General features: G+C 42.9%; 7 protein-coding genes and 1 pseudogene. 4 read left to right on the top strand and 4 right to left on the bottom strand.

Going from position 1 to position 11,770, the window contains the following annotated elements:
* Positions 1-246: 246 nt before the first annotated feature.
* Positions 247-2,499, top strand: a complete 2,253-nt coding sequence (locus V7K53_RS26375; RefSeq protein WP_335200469.1) for a glycoside hydrolase family 65 protein — start codon at positions 247-249, stop codon at positions 2,497-2,499.
* Between the two features lie 314 nt (positions 2,500-2,813).
* Here the strand turns inward: V7K53_RS26375 and V7K53_RS26370 are convergent.
* Positions 2,814-3,005: pseudogene (locus tag V7K53_RS26370) on the bottom strand (AEC family transporter); the annotation flags it as partial.
* A 102-nt stretch (positions 3,006-3,107) separates the two neighbouring features.
* On the opposite strand from V7K53_RS26370, the gene V7K53_RS26365 reads away from it, so the two are divergent.
* Together V7K53_RS26365 and V7K53_RS26360 are read left to right on the top strand one after the other, a co-directional pair.
* Positions 3,108-3,917 (top strand): M15 family metallopeptidase, encoded by an 810-nt coding sequence (locus V7K53_RS26365; protein ID WP_335200468.1) that lies wholly within the window; start codon positions 3,108-3,110, stop codon positions 3,915-3,917.
* A gap of 583 nt (positions 3,918-4,500) precedes the next feature.
* Complete coding sequence (locus V7K53_RS26360; protein ID WP_335200467.1) at positions 4,501-4,920, top strand: META domain-containing protein; 420 nt, start codon at positions 4,501-4,503, stop codon at positions 4,918-4,920.
* A 185-nt stretch (positions 4,921-5,105) separates the two neighbouring features.
* Here V7K53_RS26360 and V7K53_RS26355 read toward each other — a convergent pair whose 3' ends face one another.
* The 3 genes from V7K53_RS26355 to mrdA (V7K53_RS26345) form a co-directional block, all read right to left on the bottom strand.
* On the bottom strand, positions 5,106-6,140 hold the full coding sequence (locus tag V7K53_RS26355) for a serine hydrolase domain-containing protein (protein WP_335200466.1): 1,035 nt from the start codon (positions 6,138-6,140) through the stop codon (positions 5,106-5,108).
* Between the two features lie 39 nt (positions 6,141-6,179).
* Positions 6,180-8,018 carry a penicillin-binding protein 2 gene (gene mrdA, locus V7K53_RS26350; RefSeq protein WP_335200465.1) on the bottom strand — a complete coding sequence of 613 codons (1,839 nt, stop codon included), beginning with the start codon at positions 8,016-8,018 and terminating at the stop codon, positions 6,180-6,182.
* A gap of 334 nt (positions 8,019-8,352) precedes the next feature.
* Positions 8,353-10,200 carry a penicillin-binding protein 2 gene (gene mrdA / locus V7K53_RS26345; protein ID WP_335200464.1) on the bottom strand — a complete coding sequence of 616 codons (1,848 nt, stop codon included), beginning with the start codon at positions 10,198-10,200 and terminating at the stop codon, positions 8,353-8,355.
* 295 nt (positions 10,201-10,495) lie between these two features.
* On the opposite strand from mrdA (V7K53_RS26345), the gene V7K53_RS26340 reads away from it, so the two are divergent.
* Positions 10,496-11,623, top strand: coding sequence for an ABC transporter ATP-binding protein (locus tag V7K53_RS26340; protein WP_335200463.1), 1,128 nt, complete (start codon positions 10,496-10,498; stop codon positions 11,621-11,623).
* Positions 11,624-11,770: the final 147 nt, after the last annotated feature.

Here is an 11,770-nt window from a genome sequence, read left to right as displayed (position 1 = left end):
ATTGATGAAAAGCCGAATCAATTCGTAGCTAGTTAAGATTTATGAGTTATAACTGACATTTTCGAATAAATCTAACTGTAGACAGATGAAATTTGAAACGTTACTCTTATCAGAAGCGTATTTTTTGGCGTTCAGACAATCTTCTAGTCTAGGCGCTCAAGAAAAGGAGTTAATCACTTAAAGATTGCTCCTAATTTTATTGCATTCTGTCTACAGCAACCCCCAAGACATAGGTTTATATCACTCATGCTCAACGTATCCACTCACGATTCTCAACAAAATCAGCAATTAATTGACAATACTGACTGGAACGTTATTGAAACGGAGTTTAATCCGACGCAGTTACATCACAAAGAAACCGTCTTTACTCTTGGTAATGGGTTGTTAGGAGTGCGGGGTACGTTTGAGGAAGGATATCCACAGGATTTTCCAGCCGTACTCATCCACGGTGTTTATGATGATGTGACAATTGCTCATACCGAATTGGTAAACTGTCCCAACTGGCTGCCATTGGTGGTAAAAGTAGCTGGGGAACGCTTTACTATGGACAGTGGTGAGATTCTCAACTACGAACGTCGGCTCGATCTACGCTTAGGTTTAGTTAGCCGTGATGTGCGCTGGCGTAGTCCTAGCGGTCATACCCTAGATTTTCACTTCGAGCGTTTCACCAGTTTAGCAGACCAACACGTTTTGGCGATTCGCGCTCAAATTACATCGGTAGATTTTGAAGGTGAAATTACCGTTGAGGCCGGATTTGATAGCGAACCACATACCCAAGGCGTTAAACATTGGCGAACCTTAAACCAAGGTGGCATAAATCAGATTCTCTGGTTAAACAGTACAACTCTCCACTCAAATATTCAACTTGGGATGGCAGCTAAGTTTGTGGTAGATGGTGACGAGACTGCACCAGTGAGCGTTGAAAATGCTTCTAGTTCTCCCATTTTGACAACCACCCTAGAGTTATATCCCGGAAAAACGGTAACTGTAGAAAAGATTGTCACCCTGTTTACCTCACGAGAGACAGAAATTCCCATTGCTGCTGCCTTACAAAGACTTGCTGATGAACCCAGATATGCTACCCTATTAGCGGCTCATATTGCGGCATGGGAGCAAGTGTGGCAAGACAGTGACATTCTTATAGAAGGCGATCGCTTGGCTCAGTTGAGCGTGCGTTACAATCTTTTCCAATTACTAGCAGTGACACCGCGTCACGATGACCGCGTGAGCATTCCTCCCAAAACCCTCTCCGGTTTTGCCTATAGCGGACATATCTTTTGGGATACAGAAATATTCATCCTTCCTTTCCTCACCTTAACTCAACCAGCTCTAGCGCGTAACTTGCTCACCTACCGCTACCACACCCTACCAGGAGCAAGACGCAAAGCTCAAGAAGCTGGTTATCAAGGAGCGATGTATGCTTGGGAAAGTGCCACTACTGGCGATGAAGTAACTCCGCGTTGGGTTCCGGCTCCCAACGGTGAATTAATCCGCATCTGGTGTGGTGACATTGAAGTGCATATCACCGCAGATATTGCTTATGCAATTTTGCACTACTGGCAGACTACCAACGATGATGACTGGATGCGCGATTATGGCGCAGAAATTATTCTTGATACGGCTGTGTTCTGGGAAAGTCGGGTGCAGTGGAACCAAGAGCGCCACAGCTACGACATCCTAGATGTAATTGGCCCCGATGAAAATCACGATCGCGTCGATAATAATGCCTTCACAAATCTCATGGTACAGTGGCATTTGCAGTCAGCTTTGGCGTTGTGGGATTGGCTCAAACAAGCTTATCCTGAAATCTCAGCCCAACTAGTGCAAAAACTCAACTTAACCACAGAGCGTCTGCACCATTGGGCGGAAATTCAAGAGCGTCTATTTGTCAACGAAGATGCTCAAACTGGTTTAATTGAGCAATTTGAAGGCTTTTTCCAGCTAGAAGACGTTAATCTTGCTGATTACGAACCGCGCAGCAAATCTCTGCAAGGTTTGTTGGGAATTGAAGCCACCAGCCAAAAGCAGATTCTCAAACAGCCAGATGTCTTGATGCTTCTGTATTTATTGCGCGAACGTTATGACTATCAAACCCTCGCCACCAACTGGGACTATTACAACCAGCGCACCGACCATAGTTATGGTTCTTCACTAGGCCCAGCCATTCATGCGATTTTAGCTTGCGACCTCAATCAACCAACCGAAGCCTATACACACTTTCTGCGATCGACCTTGGTAGACTTAGAGGATGTGAGGCTGAACGCTGCCGAAGGAATTCACGCCGCCAGTGCTGGAGGAGTTTGGCAAGCGGTAGTTTTTGGGTTTGGCGGCATTCGGATGACTCAATTTGGCCCAGTTGCCTGTCCCAACCTACCACCCAACTGGACGCGCTTGAAGTTTCGCCTGCAATGGCGTAACGAGTGGTATGAATTTGACTTAGGAGCCGAAACAGAAGTCAAAGTTCCCGCCTTGGCAGATACACATTCGACAATTGTCTAATAGACTTCTTGCATGAATCACAAGCCCTCTCCCAACCTTGGGAGAGGGGCTTTGAAATTAGCTCCCCTTGTCCCACAGGACTTACACAACTGGCACAGAGCGATCGCTAAGGTAAAAGCGTGAAATCGTTGCAGTGCATTTATCTAAGTACTATGCCGAAACAGATTGCGATCGCTAACGACTTAAGTCCAGAAGAATTGTTAGTTGCTTATCATCAAGCAACAGAAGCGACACAGAGAAGCCATTACCAAATAATTTGGTTATGCTCCTAGTAAAATGGCTAGATAAGCGATGTCTACGACGGGCTACGCCTACGCAGGTGCAATCCAAATTTGTTCTGATAAACTAGATTGACGCAAAAACGATACTATGCTTATGGGTACTCCCACCCAAAAAAGAAACAGTCCCAAACGTGTAGGAACTGTCGCAGGTAGTTTGCGTCCCAGAATAAAACCTACCAGGACTAATCCTCCCAGCTTGACGTATAGTTCTAAAAGGTTTGTCAAGATTGCGCCTAAGAACCACAGATGTAAAATGCTACCTGTTACGTTTACTTTTGTCCAGTGCAAAATCTGTTATGGCTATTCCACAAAAACAGGAGTTTACCTTTGAATAAGGCAGGGTTTTCTGGAAAACCGCAAAACTCATCGAATGACCTTGGTGATGATATTCCAGTGGCTGTACGCGATACCCCTGTTGCAGCACCTAAAATTTGGTTGCAACCCCGAATTATGCTGATTGGGGGATTTGCGGGATTTGTCTTGCTCGCTTTAATTAGCGGTTTTTTATTTTTCGTCACTGCACCTAAAAAAACCGCAGATTCTCAACCTTTACCAGCTACTTCTCCTCCTATAACTCCAACTTTGCCAGCATCTAATAATTCCAGCGATACTGTATTAGGGCATTTTCCATACCCAGAAGCCCCTGAGTCAGAACTAGTAACCATCTCCGCAAATAGGGGCATTAGAATGCGAAAAGCTGCTGCCCAAAAGTTTGAGGAGATGGTAGCAGCAGCGCGGAGTTCAGGTGTAATTTTACTACCAATTTCTGGCTTTCGCTCAGTCAAAGACCAAGAGCAGTTGTTTTTTGCTGTCGGTGCCCAGCGAAATCAAACGCCAGCACAACGAGCCGCTCTCAGCGCTCCTCCTGGTCATAGCGAACATCACACAGGTTATGCTGTGGATGTTGGAGACGGAGCAGTACCAGCAACTAATCTTCAAACAAACTTTGACAATACCAAGGCTTATCGGTGGCTGCAAGCAAATGCAGCACGTTTTAGCTTTGAAATGTCTTTTCCCAAAGATAATGCTCAAGGTGTAAGTTATGAACCGTGGCACTGGCGTTTTGTAGGCGATCGCAATAGTTTAGAAACATTCTACAGAGCCAAAAATTTGAAACCAACTCCAGTGACTAAATAAAACTTTATCTACGCTCAAAGCCGAATGAGCGTTTTTTTATCTTCCACTTCCGAATTTACTTTTATTTCAGGTTTCTTCGCTTTTTCTTAACCAAAACGTGTTTTGAGCATCAATATTAGGACTTACGCATTGACAGAAAAGCCAAAATGACAGGTATGGTTTTCAAGGGCTTTAGTGAGATTTTGAATAATATTTTAGCGATAGCCAGCAATCTAAAGTGACATCTAAACTCCTGAAACAACGTATTTACGTTAATTCACAAGATGGTTCTACAGTGCGTAAGTTCTAAATAAGATTAATCATTTTGTGTTCATGCATAATAAGCGCGAACAACTCTTTTTTGTCCAAAGTCCAAAACTGTCTTAACTGTCTTTTAAATTAATTCCTTAACTGTCTTAACTGTCCTTGCATTTTTCTTAAAAATGTAAAAGTATATTCATATCAGTTCAATTACTTGAACTTGTAAATGTGACTAATCACCACTCCTTTCAAGGCTAAGTGTACTTTTTGTAATTTCTGCAAAAAGCCTAACTTAAAGGTTAGGTAATTTTTCTAAAACTAGAATTTTGAGTGAAATGGAACCATGAACATATTTAAATACATCAAAAAGGCGATTGTTTTTGCCCTGGTCGTATTTGGTTTGAGTTGGGCGCTTCAAAGCCCTAGTTTCGCGGTCGGTTTAGAAGGTAATTGGAAACTTACCACATTAGGCGATTCTCCTGTTCCGGCACAAGTTCAAATTACAGCCAATTTTGAGCCTAGTGAACATGCAATTAATGGCAGAGTAGTCTGTAACCAATACTTTAGTGGATACCAATCTACAGAGGACGCAATCACATTTAGGCCTGTAATAAGTACACGTGCATATTGCGGCGATGAGCGGGAATACCAATATATAAGAGCAATTGAATCATCCAAGTCCTATAAGGTAAACGACCAAGAGCTAACAATTAATACCGACGATCCAAAAGCCAACGTTTTAAAATTTGTCAAAGCTCAATAAAGTTGTAATGCTCTTGTATTAAGAATATAACAACTTTGGTTGGGTAAGGCTCATCTTTACCCAATCGATTATTTTTGACAACTGATAGCATTTTGAATTTTAGATTTTGGATTGTGAATCGCTTTGTCAGCTTGGGTTTTGTAAATCAAAGGTTAGGAAAAAGGTTTTTTCTTAGCCTTTAACCTTTATGGAGGCTGAAGCGCTAGTTCCTTAAGTGATGGGCAATAATAGCCGGCGATTTCTTTAGCGATCGCATCTGGTCGAGAAATTGTATCTAAATTGCAAAATAAAATTACAGTAATTTTGTCATCAATAAAGCGAGTAATATTACTTGCAAATCCTAATATTGAACCATTATGACCAACTACTCGGCGATCGCCATAATTCAATACCCACCAACCTAAACCTGCAACATATCTTAATTTTTCCCAATCATCCCCTTGATTGGGAAAATGAGGAGTCCACATCAAATCAAGAGTTGATTGCTTTAGTAAAGTTACACCACAAAGCGCCTGTTCCCACTTCACCATATCTTCTACACTGGAAAGTTGACCTCCAGCAGAATAGGTAACTGAGGGACTGTAATAAGGTTTGTTAACGAGTTTGCTGTTTAGTAACCGATAACCAGCAGCCCGGTGCGGCACTATGTCACTGGGATTATTCATCACGGTTGCGTTCATTCCCAAAGGAGCAAAAATGCGTTCTTGCAACAAATCTCCATAAGATTGTCCAGTTACCTTTTCTAGGAGCAAACCCAGTAGATAGTAGCCTGTGTTGTCGTAGGCGCTAAACTCACCCGGTTGGAACTTGAGGGGTAAGTGAGTAACTAGAGCCAAAATTTCAGATTTAGATAAATCAAGATGAGTAATTTCCCAGTAATTTGGGGCATCGGTATAGCTAGGAATTCCAGACTGATGAGACAGAATATGCCCGATTGTGACATTTTGCCATGTTAGGGGTAGATGATCGAGATAGTCTGCGATCGCATCTTCTAGCGAAATTATCCCTTGTTCCACGAGTATCATTATTGCTGTAGCGGTGAAAGTTTTACCGACAGACGCAATCTCATAAACTGTATGTTCAGTCGCTGGAACAAAGTGTTCAATATTCGCTAGTCCATAGCCCTTAACTAAAAGCGGCTCGCCTTCCTGCACCACTGCAACAGAAAGTCCAGGAATCTGATTTTTAGTCATTGCGGCTTGAATATAGTCATCAATCATAATCGGCAACGCTCAGTACAAGAGTACAATGCCTAATACCTAGTTTCGTCTGCTATTTTCTGGATTTTCAAGCGCTGGTTTTTGATACTTACCTGGATACTTGCGCTGAAAATATTCCTCCATAATTTGTAAGATCATCGGCGCAGCAATGCTACCACCACCACCACCGGAATGTTCAGCAAATGCCACAATCACAACTTCTGGCTGTTCAGCAGGTGCATAGGCTCCAAACCAAGCGTGATTTTGCTTAACACGGCCTTTCCACGCTTCAGCAGTGCCACTTTTACCAGCCACTGCGGGAACTGTTGGCTGCTTCAAAGCTTTACCCGTACCTTCAGCTACTACTTTCCGTAGTCCCTGACGGAGAACACTTATGGTTGTCGGCTTCATATTTAAAGATGCTCGCCAGCTTTTTGCCTCTTCATTGTCTTTAAGCAAATGTGGCTGGACTCGATAGCCACCATTAGCGGGCACAGCAAACATGATGGCGACTTGTAAAGGTGTCGTTTGTAAAGCACCTTGACCAATTGACATATTAATGCTGTCGCCTACAGTCCAAGGTATCTTCCAAGTTTTCTGCTTCCATGTCTCATCTGGAACTAAACCTTTTGCCTCTTCGTTGCCAAACTCAAAGCCAGTTCTTTTACCAAATCCATACTTGCGAGTCCATTCAATTAAAGTTGGGCCGCCGACTCCGCGACCAATTTGATAGAAGAAGGTATCACTACTCCACTGTAATGCTCCGACAAAACCCAATGGCCCGAACCCGGCGTGATTCCATTCACCAAATCGCGTGCCGCCAAAACTCAGGAAACCGTAAGTTTGCAGGACTGTGCTAGGAGAAAATTTTCCTGATTCTAGACCGGCTGTGGTAGTAACAATTTTGAAGGTGCTAGCGGGTGGAAAGGCGCTGAGGGCGCGATTCACCAAGGGATGATCGGCACCTTGGACAAATTCCCAATCTTTTTGGGTAAGTTTCTGTTTCGAGAAAATATTTGGGTTAAAGGTGGGATGAGATACCATTGCTAAAACAGCACCGTTCTTTGGGTCAAGAGCCACGATCGCACCGTCGCGATCGCCTAAAGCTTTTTCTGCTGTCTTTTGCATATTTAAATCTATGGTCAAGTGCAAATCGTTACCAGGTTTTGCCTGTTTCTCACCCAAAACCCGAAGCGGGCGACCAGCACCATCCACTTCTACCTGCTGACCACCCCATTCGCCCCGCAGAGTTTTCTCATAAGCTTTTTCAACTCCCATTTGACCAATTACATCACCCAATCTGTAGCCTTCCTGCTTCTTTTCTTTTAACTGACCGCCGGTCAGTTCTCGCGTATAACCTAATACATGGGCTAATTCCTTGGCGTGGGGGTAGTAACGAACGGCTTCTGTATGGATTTCTACGTCTTTAAGTTCAGTTTGATACTCTTTCAATGCTGTGATTTGGGCTTCATTCAAGTCACGAGCAATTCGGATGAGTGAAGAAGAGTTAGCACCTGCCTCTTCTAGTTTCTTTTCCATCTCTTCTTGGGGAACGTCGAGAATTTGAGATAGACGCGCTCCCACTAATGACCACGCTGGCTTGGTATGTGCCATCGGCCACAAATATACAGAGCGAGGATAGCGAGTACTGGCTAAAAGTTTGCCGTTGCGGTCAAAGATATTGCCTCGTTCTGGTTGTTTGGGAATCATCCGAATTCGATTTGACTCGGCTCGTTTTCGGTGGCTTGCTCCTTCAGTAATTTGCAAATATGCCAAACGAATGCTGATTCCTGTCAGCATCAATAAAGTAAATATAATTAAAAATATCGGCTGGAAACTTTGTCCAACAGTACGTGTATTTTTTTGTCCGCCAAGTGGAGATGGTTTAAGGAAAGTCATAAGGAAAAGAGGATTTCAAAATTAAGATTATCTGTAAATAACTCTGCTAAATTCTTAGCAGGTATTTAAGGGCAAACTAATTGGCAGTAATTACTTGTTTTCAATTGATATCATAAGCTCATCTCTTCTATTGCCTCGACCAAAAGCTTCTTAAATTTTGAACTTTGCACACTACTGGTCTGTCCCATTAATTTTGATGAGTTTGTAGTAAGCACTTCAGTGCTTAAAAATCTAGGACTAAAGTCCTTACTACGAACTTTTTCACCCATCAAAACTAATGGGATAGACTAGAAACTCTTACGCTGTATACCTGTTTGACTTTTGACTTGCGGTACTAGTCTCCAGTGCCACGTCCTGAACTTTGAGTTTTAGCTTCTGATGGATCGGGCTGAGGTTTTTGATACTTACCTGGATACTTATGCTGAAAATAAGCTTCTAATACTTGTAAAACCATCGGCCCGCAAATAGTACCGCCATGTTCGCCAGTATTTTCCCCAAAGGCCACAACCACAATTTCTGGCTTATTACTGGGCGCATAAGCACCAAACCATGTATGATTTGGGCGACCAACACCAGCTTCAGCTGTGCCACTCTTCCCGGATGCTTGGGCAATTGTCGGCACATCTAAGCGCTTACCAGTACCTTCACTCACCACCTTTCGCAGTCCGTCGCGCAGAACTTTGATAGTTGTTGGCTTCATATTTAAGGATTCTCGCCAACTTTTTGCTTCTTCGTTATCTTTAAGCAAATGCGGCTGAACTCTATACCCACCATTAGCAGGGACAGAAAACATAATCGCTGATTGCAGAGGTGTCACTTGCAAAGCGCCTTGACCAATTGACATATTAATGGTGTCGCCAACAGTCCAAGGCGTTTTCAAAACTTTCCGCTTCCATGTTTCATCTGGAACCAAGCCTACTGATTCTTCATCCCGAAATTCAATACCAGTTCTTTGACCAAACCCGTATTTGCGACTCCATTTAATTAAAGTTGGGCCACCAACTTTTCTGCCAACTTGATAGAAGAAAGTATCACTACTCATAGCGATCGCTCTGGGAAATCCTAATGGCCCGAATCCAGCGTGGTTCCACTCACCAAATGTTACCCCGCCCACGGTAAGGGAACCAAAGGTTTGTAGTATTGAGTCAGGAGAAAATTCACCTGATTCCAGTCCAGCTGTCGTAGTGACAACTTTAAAAGTACTGGCAGGCGGAAAGGCACTCAGAGCGCGATTCACCAAGGGATGATCTTTACCTTGGACACTTTCCCAATCTTTTTGAGAGAGTTTTTGTTTGGAAAAAATATTTGGGTCAAAGGTGGGGTAAGATACCAATGCTAAAACAGCACCATTATTTGGATCGAGTGCTGCGATCGCACCTCGGTGATTTCCCAAAGCTTTTTCGGCTGCCTTTTGCACATCCAAATCTATGGTTAGGTGCAAATCATTACCAGCTTTTGCCTGTTTCTCTCCGATAACCCGGATTGGTCTACCTGCACCATCCACTTCTACTTGCTGACCGCCCCATTCGCCCCGTAGAGCTTTCTCATAAGCCTTTTCCACGCCCATCTGACCAATTACATCTCCCAATCGGTAGCCTAATTCCTTCTTGCCCTTTAACTGGTCGGCGGTCAACTCTCGTGTATAACCTAATACGTGTGCTAATTGCTTGCCGTGGGGATAATAACGTACAGAATCTGTATTGATTTCCACTTCTGGGAGTTCATTTTTATACTCCTTTAATGCCGTAATTTCTGCTTCATTTAAATCGCGAGCAACCCGGATGAGTGAAGAAGAATTAGCACCAGCTTGTTCTAATTTCTTTTCCATCTCATCTTGGGGAATGTTAAGAATTTGCGCTAGACGCGGGCCAACTACAGACCAGGAAGGCTTAGTATGTGCCATCGGCCACAAATATACTGAGCTAGGATAGCGAGTACTAGCTAAAAGTTTGCCATTCCGGTCAAAAATATTGCCCCGTTCTGGTTGTTTGGGAATCATCCGAATTCGGTTTGCTTCGGCTCGTTCCCGGAGTTTTGGCCCTTCAACAATTTGCAAGTAAGCCAAACGAGCCTCAATTCCACTGGTCATTAATAGGGTAAATACGATTAAAAATATTGATTGGAAACCACGTCCAACTGTACGTGTATCTTTTTTGCTGCCAAGTGATGGGAATAATGACATAAGTATCAATTCAAAATTCAAAATGAATAAACGCAATTCCAGCCAGGCTTTTAGCAATTGCTAATATGCAATTTTAAGGTTTGTTAACTTAATCGCAGAATCTCTAAGTAGCAAAATGAGTATATAAATTTACCATAATTCTATTATTTTTACTGGGTATGAAAGAATCGGGCGAGTATATTCTTGAACAATTGTTTTTGGCGGATACAATAAACCAAAGTGTCAAATATAGTCTGCCCAAAAGACTAGAGCAATTGACAAGATAACGTAAAATCACGGCATTCTACTGAGGATTATGGCTCAAATTGTCATGCAAAATCAGAGGGGGATAACAAGTTTTCAGCCACTTGATGTTGAACTGCGTAACGTCTTCAAGTTTTTTAACCAAGAACCAGCAGTAAATGGAATTGATTTGGATGTCAGACAAGGAGAATTTTTTAGTATTTTAGGCCCCTCCGGTTGTGGTAAAACAACAACACTGCGCTTAATTGCTGGGTTTGAAATTGCTGACGCTGGTAAAGTGTTTATTCAGGGTCAGTCCATGACTAATGTGCCCCCTTACCGCCGACCCGTCAATACTGTATTTCAAAGTTACGCTCTATTTAACCACCTGAATGTCTGGAATAACATCGCCTTTGGACTGCGGTTAAAAAAAATATCCAAATCTAAAATTGAAGCTAGAGTCCAAGAAGTTTTAAAACTGGTGAAAATGGAAAGTTTGCGATCGCGCTTTCCCAATCAACTTTCTGGTGGTCAACAGCAGCGAGTAGCTTTAGCCAGGGCTTTAGTCAACCGTCCCACCGTAGTACTACTGGATGAACCATTAGGGGCGTTAGATTTAAAACTACGTAAAGAAATGCAGGTTGAGTTATCAAATTTACACAAAGACTTGGGGCTAACCTTTGTGATGGTGACACACGACCAAGAAGAAGCATTGTCTTTGAGCGATCGCATTGCCGTGATGAATCAAGGCAAAATTGAACAAGTTGGCACTCCCAGCCAAATTTACGAACGTCCTTGTACATCCTTTGTTGCTGATTTTATTGGTGATACTAATTTATTTAGTGGTGAAATCGTCGCGGTAGACTCCTCTAATATTAAAATTTCCACAAAAATGGGACTATCAATCGTTATTAGCCGCGCTGAGGATACACCAACTGAATTATCACAAGCTGTAGTAGTGAGTGTGCGTCCAGAAAAAATACAGCTTTCGCTGTATCCACCTAATTTGCCAGTTAACTGCTTTGAAGGACGGCTTATCAACATTATGTATTTGGGCACACACGTTAATTATGTTATGGAATTAACAAATGGCATTAGTATTAATGTGTTGCAACCTAATACTTTGGGCACTTTACCAGACCGCGACACACCTATTTACGCCTGGTGGGCAGAAACAGATTGTTTAGCCATTAGTCAATAGTTAATGGTCATAGAAAGCGGTGGTAAACCAGTACCGCAAGGCGGAAGTCAAAAGTCAAGGCTTCGGCTTCGCTCAGCCTTGACCTGAGCGCAGTCGAAGGGTCAAAAGTCAAAAGAATTGTATTCCAAGCTCTTGTACCATTTCAAA

Source organism: Nostoc sp., assembly GCF_036917355.1.
Taxonomy (GTDB): domain Bacteria; phylum Cyanobacteriota; class Cyanobacteriia; order Cyanobacteriales; family Nostocaceae; genus Nostoc.
The sequence above is the reverse complement of the archived record's forward strand: the minus strand, read 5'-3'. Positions and strand labels throughout refer to the sequence as shown.

Excerpts from the sequence above, each read along its gene's own strand:
- mrdA (WP_335200465.1), bottom strand. The coding sequence starts at position 8,018 with ATGACTTTCCTTAAACCATCTCCACTTGGCGGACAAAAAAATACACGT.
- V7K53_RS26355 (WP_335200466.1), bottom strand. The coding sequence starts at position 6,140 with ATGATTGATGACTATATTCAAGCCGCAATGACTAAAAATCAGATTCCT.
- V7K53_RS26360 (WP_335200467.1), top strand. The coding sequence starts at position 4,501 with ATGAACATATTTAAATACATCAAAAAGGCGATTGTTTTTGCCCTGGTC.
- mrdA (WP_335200464.1), bottom strand. The coding sequence starts at position 10,200 with ATGTCATTATTCCCATCACTTGGCAGCAAAAAAGATACACGTACAGTT.
- V7K53_RS26375 (WP_335200469.1), top strand. The coding sequence starts at position 247 with ATGCTCAACGTATCCACTCACGATTCTCAACAAAATCAGCAATTAATT.
- V7K53_RS26340 (WP_335200463.1), top strand. The coding sequence starts at position 10,496 with ATGGCTCAAATTGTCATGCAAAATCAGAGGGGGATAACAAGTTTTCAG.